Annotated in this window: 13 protein-coding genes and 1 other RNA gene; 10 read left to right on the plus strand and 4 right to left on the minus strand. The window is 64.3% G+C overall.

From position 1 onward, the window contains the following. Positions 1-143: 143 nt before the first annotated feature. The 10 genes from lexA to XcyCFBP4188_RS17675 all read left to right on the plus strand — a co-directional run bounded on the left by lexA (position 144) and on the right by XcyCFBP4188_RS17675 (position 15,321). On the plus strand, positions 144-761 hold the full coding sequence (gene lexA, locus XcyCFBP4188_RS17625; RefSeq protein WP_006450804.1) for a transcriptional repressor LexA: 618 nt from the start codon (positions 144-146) through the stop codon (positions 759-761). A 1-nt stretch (position 762) separates the two neighbouring features. Next, entirely contained in the window at positions 763-1,416 is a 654-nt protein-coding gene (gene imuA, locus XcyCFBP4188_RS17630) for a translesion DNA synthesis-associated protein ImuA (RefSeq protein WP_006450803.1), read from the plus strand. 9 nt (positions 1,417-1,425) lie between these two features. Then, positions 1,426-2,844 carry a Y-family DNA polymerase gene (locus XcyCFBP4188_RS17635; RefSeq protein WP_006450802.1) on the plus strand — a complete coding sequence of 473 codons (1,419 nt, stop codon included), beginning with the start codon at positions 1,426-1,428 and terminating at the stop codon, positions 2,842-2,844. Between the two features lie 166 nt (positions 2,845-3,010). Further along, on the plus strand, positions 3,011-6,262 hold the full coding sequence (locus XcyCFBP4188_RS17640) for an error-prone DNA polymerase (RefSeq protein WP_006450801.1): 3,252 nt from the start codon (positions 3,011-3,013) through the stop codon (positions 6,260-6,262). Positions 6,263-6,609: 347 nt separating this feature from the next. Further along, positions 6,610-7,428 carry an HDOD domain-containing protein gene (locus tag XcyCFBP4188_RS17650; RefSeq protein ID WP_006450800.1) on the plus strand — a complete coding sequence of 273 codons (819 nt, stop codon included), beginning with the start codon at positions 6,610-6,612 and terminating at the stop codon, positions 7,426-7,428. A gap of 369 nt (positions 7,429-7,797) precedes the next feature. After that, positions 7,798-9,768: an OPT family oligopeptide transporter gene (locus XcyCFBP4188_RS17655; protein WP_006450799.1), complete on the plus strand. Its 1,971-nt coding sequence runs from the start codon at positions 7,798-7,800 to the stop codon at positions 9,766-9,768. A gap of 545 nt (positions 9,769-10,313) precedes the next feature. After that, a complete protein-coding gene (locus XcyCFBP4188_RS17660; RefSeq protein ID WP_006450798.1) occupies positions 10,314-11,159 on the plus strand; it encodes a transporter in 846 nt (281 codons plus the stop codon). A 355-nt stretch (positions 11,160-11,514) separates the two neighbouring features. Then, positions 11,515-13,650, plus strand: coding sequence for an alpha/beta hydrolase family protein (locus XcyCFBP4188_RS17665; protein ID WP_006450797.1), 2,136 nt, complete (start codon positions 11,515-11,517; stop codon positions 13,648-13,650). 321 nt (positions 13,651-13,971) lie between these two features. Beyond that, positions 13,972-14,454 carry a hypothetical protein gene (locus XcyCFBP4188_RS17670; protein ID WP_043909033.1) on the plus strand — a complete coding sequence of 161 codons (483 nt, stop codon included), beginning with the start codon at positions 13,972-13,974 and terminating at the stop codon, positions 14,452-14,454. Positions 14,455-14,586: 132 nt separating this feature from the next. After that, on the plus strand, positions 14,587-15,321 hold the full coding sequence (locus tag XcyCFBP4188_RS17675) for an AraC family transcriptional regulator (RefSeq protein ID WP_006450795.1): 735 nt from the start codon (positions 14,587-14,589) through the stop codon (positions 15,319-15,321). Positions 15,322-16,002: 681 nt separating this feature from the next. Here the strand turns inward: XcyCFBP4188_RS17675 and XcyCFBP4188_RS17685 are convergent. From XcyCFBP4188_RS17685 to XcyCFBP4188_RS17700, 4 genes are all read right to left on the minus strand, one after another. Beyond that, on the minus strand, positions 16,003-18,111 hold the full coding sequence (locus XcyCFBP4188_RS17685; protein ID WP_104592541.1) for a catalase: 2,109 nt from the start codon (positions 18,109-18,111) through the stop codon (positions 16,003-16,005). Positions 18,112-18,137: 26 nt separating this feature from the next. Further along, a non-coding RNA gene (locus XcyCFBP4188_RS17690) (sX9 sRNA) lies at positions 18,138-18,211 on the minus strand. Between the two features lie 245 nt (positions 18,212-18,456). After that, positions 18,457-19,311, minus strand: a complete 855-nt coding sequence (locus XcyCFBP4188_RS17695; protein WP_104592542.1) for an aldo/keto reductase — start codon at positions 19,309-19,311, stop codon at positions 18,457-18,459. Between the two features lie 60 nt (positions 19,312-19,371). Next, positions 19,372-21,000 carry a carboxylesterase/lipase family protein gene (locus XcyCFBP4188_RS17700; protein ID WP_043907320.1) on the minus strand — a complete coding sequence of 543 codons (1,629 nt, stop codon included), beginning with the start codon at positions 20,998-21,000 and terminating at the stop codon, positions 19,372-19,374. Positions 21,001-21,372: the final 372 nt, after the last annotated feature.

Genomic DNA, 21,372 nt, shown 5'->3' on the forward strand with positions numbered 1-21,372 from the left:
TATTACGTAAGTTATAACTCGGTGCCCGGTTTGTCACAAGCTCGCCCGCTGAATCGGCTCAGCAAGCTGAGTCGGCCAATCTCGCCTGCTGCGACCGAGGGGTGTACAAATGTACACCTAGTCCCGGCTGGCCGTTTTCTTCCATGGAACCTCTCTCTCCCAAACGTGCGGCGGTGCTGATCTTCCTGCAGGAACAGGCCCGCGCAGGGGTGTCGCCCAGCCTGGCCGAGATTGCGCAGGCATTCGGCTTCGCCTCGCGCAATGCCGCGCAGAAGCACGTGCAGGCACTGGCCGAGGCCGGGTTGATCGAGCTGCTGCCCAATCAAAAGCGCGGCATCCGCGTGCCAGGCCGGATGAGGCCTGATCCGGCGCGCGATGCAGTGCTGGCCTTGCCGGTGCTGGGGCGGGTGGCGGCCGGTGTGCCGATCGGGGCGGATATCGGGCTGGATCGTCAGCTGTGGCTGGACCGCGCGCTGTTCTCGCTGCGCCCGGATTATCTGTTGCAGGTGCAAGGCGACTCGATGATCGACGACGGCATTCTGGACGGCGATCTGGTCGGTGTGCATCGCAGCAACGATGCGCGCGATGGGCAGATCGTGGTGGCGCGGGTGGATGGCGAGATCACCATCAAACGACTGGAGCGCGGCGACGAGCGCATCCGCCTGTTGCCACGCAACCGCGCGCATGCGCCGATCGTGGTGGCGGCCGATGCCGACTTCGCGATCGAAGGGCTGTACTGCGGTCTGATCCGGCAGGGTTGAGATGAGCCAGGAGCCCGCGCGCATCAGGCAGGACGGCAACGCGGCAGTCGCACTGCCGCTGGACGCCCTGCTGGCCGCGCGTACGGTGTGGCGCGCAGGTCACGGCACGGCCATTGCCCATGGCGGCGAATCCACCGGGCATGCCGCACTGGATGCGCTGCTGCCCGATGGTGGCTGGCCGCGGCGGGCACTGACCGAATTGCTGTTGCCCGCGCACGGCGTAGGCGAGATCGCATTGTTGTTGCCCACGCTGGCGCGCATGACTGGCGCCAGCAGTCGCGTAGTGCTCGTGGCGCCGCCGTTCATTCCCTACGCACCGGCCTGGCAGGCGGGCGGGGTGGTGCTGGAACATCTGGAAGTGGTACAGGCCTACCCGCGCGACGCCTTGTGGGCATTCGAACAATGCCTGCGCAGCGGTGCCTGCGCGGCGGTGTTGGGCTGGCCGCAGACCGGCGATGCACGCGCGTTGCGGCGGCTGCAGGTCGCCGCCGACAGCGGCAATTGCTGCGCCTTCGCATTGCGCGACCGCAAGCATGCGGTCAATGCATCGCCGGCCGCCTTGCGGCTGGAATTTCTGCCCGAGCGCGATGCCTGGCAGGTGCGCAAATGCCGCGGTGGGCAGGTCCCCTCGCAGCCGTTGCGGCTGGCGCATTGAGGCGCGCGCATGTTGTGGGCCTGCATACTGCTGCCGCAGCTGGCGCTGGACGCCGTCCTTCGGCGTCTGGAAGAGCCGCACGCGCCGCTGGTGCTGGTCGAAGGGCCGGCGCAGTTGCGCAGCCTGCATTCGGTCAACGCAGCGGCGTCTGCCGCCGGTCTGAAAGCCGGCATGCGGCTGTCGGCGGCGCATGCGCTGATGGCCAATGTGCGCACCATCGATTACGAGGCGCAGGCTGAGGCGCGCACGCAGCGGTTTCTTGCGGCCTGGGCGTATCGGCATAGTTCGCTGGTGAGCCAGCAATGGTCGCGCGCCATCGTGCTGGAAGCCGGCGCCAGTTTTCGGCTGTTCGGTCCGTGGCCACGTTTCGAGCGCCGCCTGCGCGATGAACTGCAGGCGTTGGGGTTCCAGCACCGGCTTGCACTGGCACCTACACCGCGCGCCGCGCGCGTGCTGGCCGGCTTGCGCGATGGCATGGTGGTGACGCAGTTGCCGGCTTTGCACAGCACGCTCGACAAGGTGCCGGTACGTCGTGCCGCCTTGCCCGGCGATGTCGGCGAGCGCCTGCAGCACATGGGCGTGCGTACGCTGGCTGCGGTGCGTGCATTGCCGCGCGATGGGCTGCGCCGGCGTTTCGGTGCGGGTTTGCTCGATCACCTGGACCGCCTCTACGGCCAGGTCGACGACCCCTTGGAGTGTTACGCACCGCCAGATCATTTCGACCAGCGTGTGGAACTGGGCTACGAGGTGGAAATGCATCCGGCGCTGTTGTTCCCGCTGCGGCGTTTGATCGGCGATCTGTGCACGTATCTATCCATTCGCGATGGTGGCGTGCAACGGTTCTTGCTGCGACTGGAGCACGAACAAGGCGCCACCGATGTCGAGATCGGCCTGCTGACGCCGGAGCGTGCGCCCACGCTGTTGTTCGAGCTTGCACGCAACCGGCTGGAGCGGGTGGAAATTCCGCGGCCGGTAGTGGCGATGCGCTTGCTGGCGCGGCAATTGCCGCCGTTCGTGCCGGCCATGCGCGATCTGTTCGATCAACGTGCGCAGCAATCGGTGGAGTGGCCGCAGCTGCGCGAGCGCCTGCGTGCGCGGCTCGGCGATGAGGCGGTGTATCGCGTGCTGCCGGCCGACGACCCGCGCCCGGAACGCGCCTGGCGGCGCGCCATCGGCGATACGCTGCGCGAAACCGATGCGCCACCGCGCCCGCCGCGCCCCACCTGGTTGTTGCCACAGCCGGTGCCCTTGCACGATGCGCAGTTACGCATCGTCTCCGGTCCTGAGCGATTGGAAAGCGGCTGGTGGGACGACGACGAAGCACGTCGCGACTATTACGTCGTAGAAACCGCGCGCGGCCGTCGCGGCTGGGCATTCGCCGCACCCGGCCGTGTGGATGGCTGGATGTTGCATGGGTGGTTTGCATGATCCGACCCATCCCACTGCGGCAACGCATCACTGCTTGCCGGGCTGGTCATCGCAGAGGTACCGCAAACATCCGGTGCCACGGAGCGAAGGAGTACCTGCAACGAGGCGATCTGCGGTGTACTGGAAAGACGGTGTGGTGGCAGCGCGATGTTGAAGAGGTGCACCCATGAGCTGGGACGACGCCGTCGACGGTGTTGACCGCGACACGCCCGGCGGGCGCATGCCACGCGCCTGGAACGTGGCTGCACGTTTGCGTGCGGCCAATGACGACATCAGTCATGCGGCGGTGGCCGATGGCCTGCCCGCGTATGCCGAACTGCATTGCCTGTCGGATTTCTCGTTCCTGCGCGGCGCCTCCAGTGCCGAGCAGTTGTTCGCACGCGCGCAGCACTGCGGTTACAGCGCGCTGGCCATCACCGACGAATGCTCGCTGGCCGGCATCGTGCGCGGCCTGGAAGCCTCGCGCGCCACCGGCGTGCGCCTGATCGTCGGTAGCGAATTCACCCTGGTCGATGGCACCCGCTTCGTACTGTTGGTGGAAAACGCGCACGGCTATCCGCAGTTGTGCGCGCTGATCACCACCGCGCGGCGTGCGGCGAGCAAGGGCACGTATCGGCTGGGGCGTGCCGAGGTGGAGGCGCAGTTTCGCGATGTCGCACCCGGCGTGTTCGCAGTGTGGATGCCCGGCGCGCAGCCGCAGGCCGAGCAGGGTGCCTGGTTGCAACAGGTTTTCGGAGAGCGTGCATTCCTGGCGGTGGAACTGCATCGCGAACAGGACGATGCAGTGCGGTTGCTTGCCTTGCAGCTGCTGGCCCAGCAACTGGGCATGACCGCACTGGCCAGCGGCGATGTGCATATGGCGCAGCGCCGCGAGCGCATCGTGCAGGACACCTTGACCGCCATCCGCCACAGCTTGCCGCTGGCCGAGTGCGGCGCGCACCTGTTCCGCAACGGCGAGCGCCATCTGCGCACGCGCCGGGCCCTGGGCAACATCTATCCGGATGCGCTGTTGCAGGCCAGCGTTGGGTTAGCGCAGCGCTGTACCTTCGACATTTCCAAGCTCGAATACACCTATCCCAAAGAGCTGGTGCCGGAAGGCCATACGCCGGCCAGCTATCTGCGACTGCTCACCGAAACAGGCATGCGTGAGCGGTGGCCGAATGGAACGCCGGCAAAGGTACGCGCCGACATCGAAAAGGAATTGGCGCTGATCGCCCACAAAAATTACGAAGCATTCTTTCTCACCGTGCAAGATGTGGTGCGCTTCGCACGTGATCAGCACATCCTGTGCCAGGGCCGTGGGTCTTCGGCCAATTCGGCGGTGTGTTATGCGCTGGGTATCACCGCAGTCAATCCGGATGAAACCCGTTTGCTGATGGCAAGGTTTCTCTCCGAAAAACGCGACGAGCCACCGGATATCGACGTCGATTTCGAACACGAGCGCCGTGAGGAAGTGCTGCAATACGTCTACAGCAAATACGGCCGCGAACGCGCGGCACTGGCGGCGACGGTGATCTGCTATCGCGGCAAGAGCGCCGTGCGCGATGTGGCCAAGGCGTTCGGCCTGCCGCCGGACCAGATCGCGTTGCTGGCCAATTGCTACGGCTGGGGCAATGGCGACACCCCGATGGAGCAACGCATCGAAGAAGCCGGATTCGATCTGGCCAATCCGCTGATCAACAAGATTCTTGCGGTGACCGAACACCTGCGCGATCACCCGCGTCATCTGTCGCAGCATGTCGGCGGCTTCGTGATTTCGGATGAACCGCTGTCGATGCTGGTGCCGGTGGAAAACGCGGCGATGGCCAACCGCACCATCATCCAGTGGGACAAGGACGATCTGGAAACCATGAAGCTGCTCAAGGTCGATTGCCTGGCGCTGGGCATGCTCACCTGCATCCGCAAGACATTGGAGTTGGTGAGCGGCCATCGCGGGCGCGATTACACCATCGCCACGCTGCCGGGCGAGGATGCGCCCACCTACAAGATGATCCAGCGCGCCGACACGGTGGGCGTATTCCAGATCGAATCGCGCGCGCAGATGGCGATGCTGCCGCGGCTCAAGCCTGTGGTGTTCTACGACCTGGTGATCGAAGTGGCGATCGTGCGACCTGGCCCGATCCAGGGCGACATGGTGCATCCGTATCTGCGCAGGCGCCAGGGCCGCGAAGAAGTGAACTATCCATCGCCGGAGGTGGAAGAGATCCTCAAGCCAACACTGGGTGTGCCGTTGTTTCAGGAGCAGGTGATGGAGCTGCTGATGCATGCCGCCGAATACACAGAGAGCGAAGCGGACAATCTGCGTCGTTCAATGGCAGCGTGGCGCCGTGGCGGTGACATGGAGCAGCACCGCACGCGCGTGCGCGAACGCATGCAGAACAGAGGCTACGCCTCCACCTTCATCGACCAGATCTTCGAACAGATCAAAGGCTTCGGTTCCTACGGCTTCCCGCAAAGCCACGCCGCCTCGTTCGCCAAGCTCGTCTACGCCAGCTGCTGGCTCAAACGTCACGAACCTGCAGCCTTCGCCTGCGGCTTGCTCAATGCGCAGCCGATGGGCTTCTATTCGGCCAGCCAGATTGTGCAGGACGCGCGCCGCGGCAGTCCTGAGCGTGCGCGCGTGGAGGTGTTGCCGGTGGATGTGCTGCATAGCGTCTGGAACAACACGCTGGTCGGTGGCCGGCCATGGTGTAGCGACGAAGACCCTGGCGAACAACCGGCGATCCGTCTGGGCATGCGCCAGGTCGCTGGATTATCGGAAGGGGTGGCAACGCGCATTGTCGCCGCACGCGCGCAACGGGGCTTCGCCGATATCGGCGATCTGTGCCTGCGCGCCGCACTCGACGAAAAAGCGCGCCTCGCCCTGGCCGAGGCCGGCGCCTTGCAAGGCATGGTGGGCAATCGCAATGCCGCGCGTTGGGCCATGGCCGGCGTGGAAGCGCGGCGGCCGCTGCTGCCTGGTAGCCCCGAAGAGCGCCCGGTGGAATTTGAGGCGCCGCGCGCAGGCGAAGACATCCTGGCCGATTACCGTTCGGTCGGCCTGAGCCTGCGCCAGCACCCGATGGCGCTGCTGCGCCCGCAGATGCGTCAGCGACGCATCCTGGGCCTGCGCGAGCTGCAAGGCCGCAGCCACGGCAGCGGTGTGCATGTCGCCGGCCTGGTCACCCAGCGCCAGCGCCCGGCCACTGCCAAGGGCACCATCTTCGTCACCCTGGAAGACGAACACGGCATGATCAACGTCATCGTCTGGTCGCACCTGGCGCTACGCCGCCGCCGCGCACTGCTGGAATCGCGCCTGATGGCGGTGCGCGGCCGCTGGGAACGCGTGGACGGCGTGGAGCATCTCATCGCCGGCGATCTGTACGACCTCAGCGAGCTGCTCGGCGAAATGCAACTGCCCTCGCGCGATTTTCATTGAGTATTTGCCGGCAAAATCGACCAACACCAGCATCGCGTTACGGTCACGATTCCAGACCAGGTCTATCGGCATCCATCATCCGCAGTTGTGGCCGTCCTCGACCACATTGCCCTGCTGCCAGCATCGCCGCATGGCGCTGTGTTCGCTGTGGCGTTGCAGTGTTCCATGCGCGACGCGCAGCGCTCTGCGCAGGCGCGCAAAATCCAATGGCGCTGCGGCTTGGCGCCCAGTGATGGCGATGGCGTGGTCACGCCAGGGCATGCATCGGGCTAGTGACTTTCAAGCGGCCTGTACTACACCATGGCGGGCGCAGTTGCGCTGACCTATTCCTTTCCCACGAGGCGATCATGAAGTTGGAGGTTTTGTTTGACCAGTTGCATACCTTGCCCACGGTGCCCAAGGTGGCGCAGGACCTGATCCGTCAGTTCGATGATCCGACCACCAACATCGATGTGTTGGCGCACACCATCGAGCGCGATCCGGTGATCGCCGCCAAGGTGTTGCGGCTGGCCAATTCGGCACGCTTTCATGGCCTGCGCGATTCCACCAGCGTCGAAGACGCGGCCATGCGGCTGGGCTTCAATACGCTGCGCACGCTGGTGCTGGCCTCGGCGATGACCGGGGCGTTTCGTGCCGGCCCGGGCTTCGATCTGAATACATTCTGGCGGTACAGCTTTGGCGTGGCCGGCATCTGCCGGCTGCTGGCACGCCAGCACGGTCTCGATCCGGAAACCGCATTTACCTGCGGCATGATGCACAACATCGGCGAGCTACTGATCCAGTCAGGCGCGCCGGAATACGCCAGCCGCATCAATCACGAGGCCTCATCGGCCGGCCACGCTGCCGAGGAAACGCTGCAGCTGGGCTTCGGCTACCCGGAAGTGGGCGCCGAACTGGCAAGGCGCTGGCACTTGCCGGTGGTGATCCAGCAAGCCATCGCCTACCAGGTCCGCCCGGCCGCCGCACCGGAAGGCGCGCTGATGCCGTTGCTGCTTGCCCAGGCAGTCCAGGTGTCCGACGCATTACGCATCCATGACGGCGCCATCCCGGCGGCTCTGGAAGCCGTACGCGGGCCATTGATGGATAGCGTGGATCTGGACGCCTTGTTCGCGGCGCTGCCGGACGTGATCGAGGCCGACCGCGCGTTTGCCGAATTGCTGCATTGACGAAGCGGTTGCACAGATGCGACTGGAGCGCTGGCAACCCGTTGCGAGCGCTCATCACGGTGCATGTTGACGGCATGCAGAAACCGCTGGGTCAAAAAGCTGCATGCCGGTTCCGGGCACCGCGCATGCCTGTCTGAGCGCTGCGCGGTCGTTTAGGCATCCGCGCCCAATCGCTGCGCCATGCGCCATGCGCCGTGCAGGGCGGCGCCGTGGCGTAACCGATACGACGCTGCGCGGCACTCCTGTCGCGCTGGCTCGCGTCGGCCCGCTGCACTCTCATCCGCCACACTGTCACGCCGCGCCGCAGCTGGACGGAACTTCAGCTAGGCGCTAGCGTGGTCCGGATTTTTTGCCACAGGGGAACTGCCCATGAGCCATGACGCGCAACCGCGCCAGCTCACCTTCCGTGCCGTCGTGCTGTCCATCGTGCTGGCGGTGGTGCTTTCGGCCGCCAATGCCTATCTGGGCCTGTTTGCCGGCCTGACCATCGCCACCGCCATTCCGGCCGCGGTCGTCTCGATGGGCGTGCTGCGCCTGCTCGGCGGCGGCACCATCCTGGAAAACAACATCGTCCAGACCGGTGCCTCGGCGGGGTCGTCGATCGCGGCGGGGGTGATCTTCACCATTCCCGCGCTGGTGATCATGGGCTATTGGCCGGACTTCAAATACTGGTGGGTGCTCGGCATCGCCGGCATGGGCGGGTTGCTCGGGGTGCTGTTCTCGGTGCCGCTGCGGCGCTCGATGATCGTCGAAGACCCGCTGCCATTCCCCGAAGGCAAGGCCGCGGCCGAAGTGCTCAAGGCCGGTGCAAACCCCGGTCCGGGTCTGAAGATCCTGGCCATCTCCGGTGCCATCGGCGCGCTGGTCAAGCTGGCGGCGGCCAGCGGCCTGCGGGTGATCCCGGACACCTGGGCGCAGGCCACGTATCTGGGCAGCAGCCGGCTGGTGGGGTATCTGGGCACCAACCTGTCGCCGGCGCTGCTGGGCGTGGGCTACATTGTCGGCTTGAATGTCGGCATCGTGGTGTTGTCCGGCGCGATCCTGTCCTGGCATATCGCAATCCCGCTGTATCAGCAGTTCTTCATGGGCTCGGATCCGGCATTGGCGCAGAGCCTGATCAATGCACCGGCGGCGGACGCGGCATTCGCCATCTGGGGCGCGAAGATCCGTTATCTCGGCGTCGGCGCGATGTTGATCGGTGGCGTGTGGACGCTGTTCTCGCTGCGCAAGTCGCTGCTGTCCGGGGTCAAGAGCGGCTTCGCCGCCGCGCGCAAGAGCGGTGGCGGTGTGGTCGCCGAGACCGAGCGCGACCTGCCGATGAAGTGGATGCTGGTGGCGCTGGTGCTGTGCACCTTGCCGCTGCTGGGCCTGTATCAGGCGATCGTGCAGCAATGGCACGTGTCGATCCCGATGACCATCATCATGATCGTGGCCGGCTTTCTGTTCGTGTCGGTGTCCGGGTATCTGGCCGGGTTGATCGGCTCGTCCAACAACCCTGTTTCGGGCATCACCATCTCCACGATCCTGTTCGCCTCGGCGGTGCTGGTATTGCTGCTCGGCAAGGACGGTCTGGTGCCGGCCGGCATCGGTGGCGCGCCGTTGGGCGCGGTGGCGGCGATCATGATCGGTGCGGTGGTGTGCTGCGCGGCGGCGGTGGGCGGCGACAATTTGCAGGATCTCAAGGCGGGTTATCTGGTCGGCGCCACGCCCTGGAAGCAGCAGCTGATGCTGGGCATCGGTGCGTTCTCCTGCGCGCTGATCATGGCGCCGGTGCTGAACCTGTTGGCGCAGGCGTACGGCATCGGCCCGGCCACTCCGCAGCATCCCAATTCGCTGGCTGCACCGCAGGCCACGCTGATGGCTTCGGTCGCCAAGGGCTTGTTCGGCGGCGAGCTGCCGTGGGCGATGATCGCCATCGGTGCCGGCGTGGGCGCGGCGATCATCGCGCTGGACGAATGGCTGAAGAAAACCGGCAAGCGCTTCCGCGTGCCGGTGCTGGCCGCGGCAATCGGTATCTATCTGCCGTTGGAACTGATGGTGCCGATCTTCATCGGTGGCCTGATCGCGCACCTGGTGGAACGCTTCCACAAGATCCGCGCCGACGACGAAGACGGCCGCGACCGCGTGCATCGCCCGGGCGTGCTGTTCGCCGCCGGCCTGATCACCGGCGAGGCGCTGATGGGGATCGCCATCGCGGTGCCGATCGTGCTGTCCAGCCGCGCCGATGTGCTGGCATTGCCGGCTGGCTTGCAGCTCAACCAGTGGTTCGGCCTGGCGATCCTGGCCCTGGTCGGCTGGCTGCTGTATCGCGTCGGCAAGGGCGGCGAACAGACCGCCTGAGCGTGATGCAGCATTGAGGCATGCGCTTGCACGCCTCATCCCGACGGACACGCATCGCTGGATGCGTGTCCGTTTTTCGTTGTGGCGTTGCGATCCAGTGCCGCTGCGCCGCACGCGCAGCGAGATGCGCCGCTTCGGTCTTCCGTCGTCTTTGCGTTGGCTTTACGCGCTACACAGGCGCCATGCATAGCGACTTTATGCCGCTGCTCCGTATCGTGCCGTCTCCCGCACGGATGGTGCGCCACGGCTACTGCATGCCTCGATCGATCCCGATGACACCCCGCGACGCAGGTTCTCGCACCGCGTAACGCTGCGATGGATGTCAGTGAAAGTGCTACTCACATCACGCTGTGCAACATCGGCTTGCGGTTGCGGTCGCTTTTGTCATGGTTGGCCCCTACGGGCCTGCAGACGCCTATAAGATCGATTGGCAGGACGTCGCCCGTCGGCGGCCATGCAGTCGTTCTACCTCCACGTGCATTTCCCCCTCACTAACGCTGACCGTTCACACGATCTGTCCAGCGTCTTGCCATGGAACCACTGCAATGCTGACTGCTATCTCCAAGCGCTCCACCCGCGCACAACGCGCACCGTTGTTGGCCATCGCACTGACCGGCGCGCTGTGCAGCCTGGCGCTGCAGGCGCAGGCACAAGACGCCACCGAGGCGGCGTTGTGTACCGATCGCCCGACCAAGGCCAATTCCACCTGTACCGTGCCCACGGGCGCCTGGCAGCTGGAAACCGACATCGGCAGCTATACCCGCGACAGCCAGCCTGGCACGCGTATCGAAACCTCCTACTTCACCAATCCCACGCTCAAGTACGGCGTCAGCGACCGCATCGATCTGCAGCTCAACTGGGCGCCGCAGCTGCAGGTCAAAACCACCGATCGCGCTACCGGTGCACGCAGCAGCCTGAGCGGCGGCGGCGATATCTTTCTACGGATGAAGGCGCGTTTCTACGAAAGCGACACCGCCAGCGTGGCGCTGCTGCCGTTCGTCAAGGCACCGACTGCACGTACTGGCCTGGGCAACGACGAGTGGGAAGGCGGCGTCGCATTGCCGATCAATTTCGTGTTGCCCAATAGCTTCTCGCTGACCCTTGGGCCGGAGGTGGATTGGCTGGCCGACAGCGATGGCAGCGGCAACCATGTCGCCATCGTCAATGCGATCAACCTGGCGCATCCGCTCACCTCGAAGTTGTCGATGGCGGTGGAAGTGTGGTCCTCGATCAATCGCGACCCCGCCGAAACCATCGAACAGTATTCGGCCGACATCGCTGCTGCGTATCTGATCAATCCGCTGTTGCAACTGGATGTGGGCGCCAACTTCGGCCTCAACGACCGCACCCCGGACGCGCAGGTGTATGTGGGGATGTCTCACCGCTTCTGATGTGTTGAAGCGGGGCATCACTGCGACATAAAAACCGCGTGGGTAGCAGCGGTGCGATAAGACTTTATGTGGTGCCGGTTGACCGGCACCACATCAGCTGCGCGCTGCACGCGCAGGGCGATCGACGACCGACCGCCTGCATCTGCTGCGCAGTTTGCAACCTGCGCCCATGTCGATGCCGCTGCAAGATTTGCTTCAATGCAGCACGGTCCACGTTGCACGTATCGCCAGCTGCGCATTTTTCCAGCTGCCCCGGCATGCGCACGCGGCCATAAAGGCAGACCCAACCGCAAGCCTTTGCGCGCTCGCCACGGCAACGCCTACCATCGACGTTTTGCCGTTGCGGGAACTGCCGATGAAGCTTCGTTACGCCGTGTTGCCCCTGTGTCTGTTGGCCGCCTTGCCAAGCCTTGCCGCCGCGCGCGGTTTCGATGTGCGCGACATAGTTGCGTTGGACCGGGTGTCCTCGCCCGCGCTCAGCCCCGATGGCAGCGTGCTGGTATTTGCCAAGCGGCAGGCCAAGAGCAGCAACGGCAAGCCGGCCACCGGCCTGTGGATGCGCAACCTGCGTACCCGCGATGCAGCGCCGCCCAAACGGCTGACTCCGGAAGGCTGGAACGTCAACAGCCCGGCGCTGTCGCCGGATGGCAAGACGGTGTATTTCCTCAGCAGCAGATCCGGCACCCAGCAGCTGTACGCGCAACCGCTGACCGGCGGTACCCCGCAGCAACTCACCGCGTTTGCGGTGGATGTGGACAGCTACAAGCTCTCGCCCGATGGCAAGCGCATTGCCTTCAGTGCCGGCGTGTTCCAGGACTGCGGCTCGGATCTGGGTTGCACCAAGACCAAGCTCGCCAGCGTCAAGAACGCCAAGGCCAGCGGCGTGGTGTACGACCAGTTGTTCGTGCGGCATTGGGACACCTGGAACGACGGCCGCCGCAACACGCTGTTCGTCGCAGACCTGCCTGCCGCCGGCGCCAAGGCGGTGATCGGTGCCTCGGCGATCAGCGCCACGCTGGCCGGCGATGCGCCGTCCAAGCCGTTCGGCGGCAATGACGATTACACCTGGTCGCCCGATGGCAGCAGCGTGGTGGCCAGCGTGCGCGTGCCGCAGCCGCATGGTCCTGAGGCAGGCAAGAATGCAAAGGCCGGCAGCAAGCCCACCGGCAACGACGAGCCGTGGCAGACCAACTTCGATCTGTATCGGCTGGATGCGGCCGGCAAGTCCGCACCGGTCAATCTGACCGCATCCAACCCGGCCTGGGATGCCGGCCCGGTGTTCAGCAGCGATGGCAAGACGCTGTACTACCGCGCAATGAAACGCCCCGGTTTCGAGGCCGACCGCTTCGGCCTGATCGCGATGGATGTCGCCAGTGGCAAGACCCGCGAAATCGCGCCCAAATGGGACCGCTCGGCCGGCGAGATCGTGTTGAGCGATGACGGCGCCAGCCTCTACACCAGCGCCGACGACCTCGGCGAGCACCCATTGTTCAAGATCGATATTGCCAGCGGCGAGGCGACCAAGCTGGTGGGCGAGGGCAGCGTGCATGCGCCGACGCTGGCCGGCAACACGTTGGCGTTTACACGCAATTCGTTGAAGAGCGGCGATCAGGTGTTTGTCAGCGACGTGCAAGGCCAGGGCCTGCGTGCGATTACCCAAAGCGCCGGCGAGCTGCTGCCCGACGTGCAGTTCGGCGACTACGAACAGTTCCAGTTCAAGGGCTGGAACAATGACACCGTGCATGGCTACGTGGTCAAGCCCTACAACTATCAGGAAGGCAAGACCTATCCGGTGGCGTTCCTGATCCACGGCGGCCCGCAGGGCAGCTTCGGCAATGGCTGGAGCAACCGCTGGAATCCGCAGACCTACGCCGGGCAGGGCTACGCGGTGGTGATGATCGACTTCCACGGCTCCACCGGTTACGGCCAGGACTTCACCGATGCGATCAGCCAGCATTGGGGCGACCGCCCACTGGAAGACCTGCAGAAGGGTTGGGCCGCTGCGCAGAAGCAGTACGGCTTCCTCAACGGCGACAAGGCCTGCGCGCTGGGTGCCAGCTACGGCGGCTACATGGTCTATTGGATGGCCGGGACGTGGCTTGACAAAGACGGGAACCACCCCTGGAAGTGCCTGGTCGATCACGATGGCGTGTTCGACAACCGCACCATGGGCTACGCCACCGAGGAACTGTGGTTCAGCGAATGGGAAAACGGCGGCACGCCGTGGCAGAACCCGGCCGGCTACGAGAAGTTCAACCCGGTGCTGCACGTGGACAAGTGGAAGGTGCCGATGCTGGTGATCCACGGCCAGCAGGATTTCCGCATCCCGGTCGAGCAGGGCCTGGCCGCGTTCACCGCGCTGCAGCGCAAGGGCATCGACTCCAAGTTCCTGTATTTCCCGGACGAGAACCACTGGGTGCTCAAGCCGGACAACAGCGTGCTGTGGCACGACACCGTCAACAGCTGGCTGAAGCAGCATATCGGCCAGTGATGCTTTACCCGGCACGCCGCCTGGTGCGGGGTGCCGGGCAATCACTGCCTGGCTCCTGTGGTCGGTCGGCGCAATCGATCCTGCAGCGGCAATGTCTGCAGCCATTCGCAGGTGCAGCTGGCCTTCCCCAAGCTGCGGATCGGCCATGTCGATGAACCCGTCGGGTCAAGGGGGCTGCTTGGCCTGGGTCGGCAGCCCATTCGGGGCCGAAGGCCGGTTAACTGTCGGCAGGCCACGGCTGCCGCAGCGCATCCAAGCCATGTCAAAATAGCGATTCTTTAACTTCTTCAGTTCCCTGCCAGGATCGCAAGGACCGTTTGCATGCGCACGTTATTCCGCCCCTCGTTGTTGGCACTCGTCCTACTCTGTAGTCCTGCCTTGCATGCCGCATCGCGGCCTGCGGCTGTGCGTGCGCCTGTTTCGGCGCCTGCGCCTGCGAATGGTGCTGTCGCCGTCGGTGGCGATACTGTCGCCAGCGACCCGAGCGTGCCGTTGCCGGCCACGCTGAAGTCCGGCATGGGCTACCGCGCGTTCGCGCAGACGGTGATGGAGCAGGGCTGGCAGCCGGTGGACCCGCTGGCCGCCGACAGCTGCATGGCCGCAGGCGATTGCGTTGTCGAATTCGTTGCGCCCGGCGGGAGTGCGCAGCTGCGCGTGCAGGTCGGGTCGCAGGCCGGCGCGGCGGTGGCGAGCAGCTGGCAAGCGCGGCAGGTGCCGTTGAATCGCATCGGCAACCCCACGGCATCGGCCGTGGATGCCAAGGCCGCACCGGCCGCGGCAAACGTGGCCGACACGCCGCGCTGAGCGTGGTTCCGTAGAGCCCAGGTGCGCGGCGTATCATGGCGCTGCGTGCGTTGCGTTGTGCACTGATGGTGCGCGTAGCACAGTCGCGTCTTTCCTGATCCCGAGTCCATTGGCCTGCATGAATCCTCCTGCATGAAGAGCATCGATCCTGCCGATCTGGAAGCGCTGTTCGATGCCGTGCCGGACGTGCTGTTCTTCGTCAAGGATCGCGAGGGCCGCTACACCCACGTCAACCAGACCATGCTGCGGCGGCTGGGGCTGAAGTCGCGCAAGGAGTTGATCGGCAAGCGCGTTGCCGAGGTCTATCCCAGCGGCTTGGGCGCCAATTACGCCAATCAGGACGAGCAAGTGCTGGCCGGTGCGGTGATCGACAACCTGCTGGAGCTGCATCTGTTCGCCAACCGCGAACCGGGTTGGTGCCTGACCTGCAAACGTCCGCTGCTGGTGGACGGCAAGGTACAGGGCATCATCGGCATCTCGCGCGATCTGGGGCCGCAGGATGGGCATGAATCGCAGTACGAAAAGCTGCGGCTTGCGCTGGCGTATCTCAACGCCAACTACGCACAGAACGTCCGTATGCAGGCACTGGTGGAAATCACCGGATTTTCGATGTCCAAACTGCAACGCTCGTTTCGCAAGGTATTCCAGCTCACGCCGCAACAGGTGCTGGCCAAGCTACGCCTGCAGATGGCGCTGCATCTGCTGCACGGAAACAAGAGTCTCACCGAAATCGGGCATGCCTGCGGTTTCAGTGATCAAAGCGCCTTTGCACGGCAGTTCAAGCTGGCGGTCGGCATGACGCCACGCGAGTACCGCGCGCTGGCTAACGCTGCGCAGTTTCCTACCGGAACGTCTGAGAGCACCTAAACGAGACGACTGCGCGGCAGCGGAGTTAGTCGGATGTGTGGTGCCCTCACTGCAGCAGAGAATTGAGGCAAAAGCGGAGTTGGTCGAGTGCGCGGTGCCCTCACCGCTCGCGGGACACGCCGCAAGTACGTCCATGTAGGCTCGGTGGCGGCATCCATGCCGCCACACGGTCCCGCAAGCGGTGAGGACACCGCACCAGAGAGTGAGTCGGTTGCTTTGTTGAAAGCCCGCTTGTTTCTCGGCTTGTCTTTGGAAGCTGATTGAGCGCGCCGTTACCCAAACGACGCAAATCATGCACTGCTTGCACCATGCACCCCGACCATCTCGACTGGTCCTTGCCCGCCCACCGTCGCGGGACCTTACGCGGCATGGATGCCGCGTAAGAGCCTACAAGGACGTACTTGCGGCGTGTCCCGCGATGGTGGGCGGGCAAGGGCCCTGCAGCCAAGCCGCAGATCATCCGCCCTACAACTGATCTCTCCGTGCTAGCCAACCAATCACTCCTAGACAACCAAGATTTCGAGTCCTAGCGGCATCTCACCGCGCTTAGAGGCTGAGTGAGTTGCGCGCGCGGTGTCCTCGCCAAAGCACAATAGTGGTAGGTAGCGGATGAAATGCATTGGGCGCGAAACGACATGAAAGTCGCTCGCGCCCAAGTTTGCACGGCCTGTGCGGATGCGGTTACGCCAGCATGCGCACCTTTGGTTCACGTGCCCATTGGCGGGTCTTGGCGGCAGTAATGAATGCCTTGGTATCTGCGGCTGCAATCACGCCCGCGTCCTTGCCGACATTGCCAGCCTTGAGCAGCAGCTGCGCGCCATCGTCGTAGGCGATTGCCTTCAGATGCGCCCACGCGTTGCTGACGAAATCCAGTGCAGCCGATTCGCGCGTCAGCAGCTTGGCTGCTTCCGAGGACAACAGCACTGCCACCGCATCGAACACCACTGATGGTGTGCCTGCCAATTGGCCGTCGGCGGCCAGTTGCTTGCCGTCGCTGAGCTTGGCGCCGCCCACTTTCGGCGCGACGATTTTGACTGTGGCACCCGCGGCTTCGGCAGCCTTGCGCACCGCCTTGATCGCAGCGGCATCCGAGCCATCGTGAATGAGGATGCCCACAGTGCGGCCCTGCAAGGTGTCCTTCATCTTGCCGATCAGCTGCAAGGCCGGCGACAACGGCATGTCGGTTGGCGCAACCGCAGCCGGTGGTGCCGGCGGCAACGTGGTCATGCCCATGCCATCGGCCACACGCTGTGCCAGCGCTGGGTCGATGTGACGCAGATGGCCCACGATGGCTTCGCGCACGTGCGCGGTTTCTACCTTGGATAATTCGAACACCAGTGCCGACGCCATATGCGCCTGCTCCGGCGCGGTCTGGCTGCGAAAGAACATCCGCGCCTGGCTGTAATGATCGGCAAAACTTTCTGCACGCACGCGGCCCTTGGCGCCGTCTTCGGCCGGTGTCGCATGGCTCGGGAATCCGCGCAGCGCCTCACGCGGTGCATCGGCTTGCAGCGAGCTGGGCTCGTATGCGACACGCCCCTTCGGCACGCCCATCTGCATATGGCCGTCGCGCTGATTGTTGGCGAACGGGCACTTGGGCGCGTTGACCGGGATCTGATGGAAGTTGGGTCCACCCAGACGGCTCAACTGCGTATCCAGATACGAGAACAGGCGGCCCTGCAGCAGCGGGTCGTTGCTGAAGTCGATACCCGGAACGATATTGGCCGGGCAATACGCCACTTGCTCGGTCTCGGCGAAGAAGTTGTCCGGCCAGCGGTCCAGCACCATGCGGCCGACGATCTGCAGCGGCACCAGCTCTTCCGGGATCACCTTGGTCGAATCCAGATGATCGAACGGGAATGCATCGGCTTCCGCCTCGGTAAACAACTGCACGCCCAGTTCCCACTCTGGGAAATCGCCGCTCTGGATCGATTCGAACAGATCGCGACGATGGAAGTCCTGATCGGCACCGGCGATCTTGACCGCTTCGTCCCAGATGGTGGACTGCAGGCCGAGCTTGGGACGCCAATGGAATTTTACGAAGGTGCTGTCGCCGTTTTCGTTGAGGAAACGGAAACTGTGGATGCCGAAGCCTTCGATCATGCGTAGCGAGCGCGGAATCGTGCGGTCGCTCATCGCCCACATGATCATGTGCATCGATTCAGGCGTCAGCGAGATGAAATCCCAGAACGTGTCGTGCGCGCTGGCGGCCTGCGGAAAACCGCGATCGGGCTCCATCTTCACCGCATGGATCAGGTCCGGGAACTTCATCGAATCCTGGATGAAGAACACCGGGATGTTGTTGCCCACCAGATCCCAGTTGCCTTCCTTGGTGTAGAACTTCACCGCAAACCCGCGCACATCGCGCGGCGTATCCACCGAGCCGGCGCCGCCGGCGACGGTGGAAAAACGCGTGAACAATGGGGTCTTTTCGCCGACCTCGGTGAAGATCGTGGCCGTGGTGTACTGGCTCAACGACTTGGTCAGCTCGAAATAGCCGTGCGCCGCGCTACCGCGCGCATGCACGATGCGCTCGGGAATGCGCTCATGATCGAAGTGGGTGATCTTCTCGCGCAGAATGAAGTCTTCCAGCAACGTCGGGCCGCGCGGCGTTGCGCGTAGCGAGTTCTGGTTGTCGCCAACCGGGATGCCCTGGTTGGTGGTCAGTTGCGGATGCGTGCCACCGGCTTTTTGATGCAACTCATCGCCCGTACCGCGCAATGTTTCGGGTGTTGCGCTGACGGGAGCAATCGAAGGAACTTGCGCGGGCTTGCTGGGGGACTTAGGCATGGGACTCCACTCTGGCGGGCTAGAGCGGCCAACAACAGGTAGCGAGCAGTCGTCAGGTGATGCGGACGGCCCTGAGAACCGGAGTGTACGTCTGGTACACGCCGATTCGGAGCACCGGCCGCGCCCGCCTGACGGCTGCGCAGTAGCTTGTTAGTCGCTCTTGGGATGCGGACTGATCAACGAGCTTGGGAGCGGCGCTGTTAATTGCACGTGTCTACATGCGAACGAATACTCACATGCAGCCAGAAGTTTGCGATGCATCGCAGCGAGATGTTGCGTGTGTCACGCAACGTGCCGATGCAGTGCACGTGCTCACATCTAACGAGCCCGACTGTTGTGACTTGGCTACAGCAGATCCAGCGGCTGTTTGCGCGTTGGCGGTGGAAATGCATGGTCCAGTTCGGCAAGATCCTGGGCATCCAGTTGCAACGTGCACGCTGCTGCGTTGGCACGCACGTGTGCAGGTGTTCCCGATTCGGGAATGGCGATGACCTTGCCGCTGCGAATCGCCCACGCCAACGCCACCGCAGTTGCGGCCACGCCACGTCGTTCGCCAATGGCGTGCAGCACCGGGTGATCCAGCAATGCGCGGCTTCCCAACGGCGAATACGCCATTACCGTGACCTCGTGCTGTGCACACCACGGCAGCAGATCGAATTCGATACCGCGGCTGCCGGCGTGATACAGCACCTGATTGACCAGGCAATGCTGTCCGCCCTCAATGTCCCACAGCTCCTGCATATCCTCGACATCGAAATTCGACACGCCCCAGTCGCGGATCTTGCCGGCATCGCGCAAGGCCTCGAATGCATCGACCACTTCGCGCAGATCGCTGCCGCCACGCCAATGCAGCAGATACAGATCCAGCGTGCGGACGCCAAGCCGTTGCAGGCTGGCTTCGCAGGCACGCGCAATGCCGCGCGCGCTGGCGTTGCTTGGCAATACTTTCGACACCAGATACGGCGGCTGCGCGCTGCCGATGGCCTGGCTGATCAGTTGCTCGGAGCGCCCGTTGCCATACATCTCGGCGGTATCGATCAAGCGCATGCCCAGCTGTTGGCCGGTCTGCAGCGCATCGATTTCCTGCTGCGGCGCATGTCGACCCTGGCCCAGGTTCCACGAGCCCAGGCCGAGCGCGGGCACGTTGCGCCCATTTCGCAGGCGCACCTCCGGGCAGTGCTGCAAGGTGGATTCGGACATGTGTGACTCCTATAACGCTGGATTGGGTGTGACGGCCATTTGCCATCTGTGCGGGTCGCTCTAATGCAACGGTGGCTGCACGGATGTGGACGCGGCGTGCGCTTGCGCATCCCAGAACGGACAGCGATGACGTTGCACGAAGTCGGGCGTTGCCCCGATCCTGCCCGGCGACAACATCAACGGCGTGTCGCCATCGAAGCGCGGCCACGGCGGCCGTCCGCCACCATTCGGATCGCCGGTGCGCGCAAACGCACCCCAGTAATCCTGCAAGGTATCGGCAAGCGCCTGCTGCGCCGGGCTGAACTGCGGCTCGCCACTGAGCACCCACGGGCGCTGGAACAGATACACCAGTTCGGAGGCGTGATAGGCGCCCAGTGGCTGCGAAAACGGCAAGCGCAACAAACCGTACGGCGCCTGCGGGTCGTCGAACTCGTATGCATAGACCGCTGCGTGATCGCGCAACGCCCGGCCTAGCCGACGCGTGGGGCAGGCGAAGCCACCATCGGTGACGATGTCGGCATAGGCGTGCCAGCGCGATTGGGCAGCGACATCTGCGTACTGCGTCATGATCGCTGTTGGATCGGTATGCATGCGTTGCATGCGCGCCTCATAGCCGCTGCGCAACGTGAGTGCGCCGAAATAGGACAGCAGTTGCGCGAACAGGCGCCCTTCGTCGCGATTGTTGCCGATCAGCACCGGCACCTGTGCGTGCTGCCCATTGGCGATCGCCTCGGCAGGCGGCAATGGCAAGACGTCGCCACCAGACATCGGTGCCCACGCATCGCTGCCGGTCAAGCCACGTCGCTGGGGTTTTGCATCGGCCAATGCGTCGGCAGGGAGCGCGCGCAGGCATGCGGCAACCTCGCTTGCACGCTCGCAGCCAAGCGTGTGCGCCATGCGCACGCCACCATGTTCGGCCTCGCTGCGCGGCACGCTGGAATCGCTCGCAAGACAACTGCCGCTTTGCAGGATCGCACGTTGAAACAGACCCGCCGCGCCCGGTGAAGCGAGCTGATAACAGATGCTCCATGCGCCGGCCGATTCGCCGAACACGGTGACGTTGTGCGCATCGCCACCAAAGGCGGCGATATTGCGCTGCACCCAGTGCAACGCCGCCTGTTGATCGAGCAACGCGTACGCACCTTCGCCTTCACCACCCAACGCGGGATGCGCATAAAAACCAAACACCCCCAGCCGATAATTGGGCGCCACCACGATGACGTTCTGCCGGGCTGCCAACGCACTCAGGTCGTAGTCGACATTGCTGCCCAACTCCAGCGCGCCGCCGTAGATCCACACCATCACCGCGCGCGGATGCGCCGGCGCCGGCCCGGGTGGTGCATAGACGTTGAGGGTAAGGCAATCCTCGGACACCTGCTTTTGCCCGAAGCGATGACGCGGCAGGCACGCCGGCCCGGCCTGCGTAGCATCGCGGACTCCCTTCCAGGCTGGCGCAGCTTGCGGCGCGCGGAAGCGCAACGCACCCACCGGCGGCGCGGCGAACGGCACGCCCAGAAACACCCGCCCTTGCGCACTACGCACGCCGCGTAGCGCACCGGCATCGGTCTGCACCACCTCGGCCTGCGCATCGGTCGCATGCACCAGCGCCGGCACCTCGCCAGGGCGGCGCGGCGCGCAAGCAGTCAACGCCAGGCCTGCAAGCAGCAGGCAGGCCAGCTTGCGTCTCAATGAGCGTCTGTCGAGCTTGATCACTGTCTGTTGTGTCCTATCTCAGACGCACATCATCGCGAGTGCACGTGTAGGGAAGGAAAACGAGGAGGCTGCGTGACGAGTGGAGTGATGTCAGCAATGGCAGTGACACCGGTCGGATCGAAGAACTCTGATCGGACGCGCCGTTATCCGAGCAATGCACGTCATGCAGTGCTTGCAATCATGCACACCGCCCATTCCGACCATTCCGACAGGTCCTTGCCCGCCCACCGTCGCGGGACCTTATGCGGCATGGATGCCGCAGAAGAGCCTTATCTGTTCGGATTCTGGCAGTTTAGGTGTCGAGAGCCGGCGTGGGCCACCGTGAGAGCCTGGATCGTTACCGATCGT

It is taken from the genome of Xanthomonas hortorum pv. cynarae (assembly GCF_002939985.1).
Taxonomy (GTDB): domain Bacteria; phylum Pseudomonadota; class Gammaproteobacteria; order Xanthomonadales; family Xanthomonadaceae; genus Xanthomonas; species Xanthomonas hortorum_D.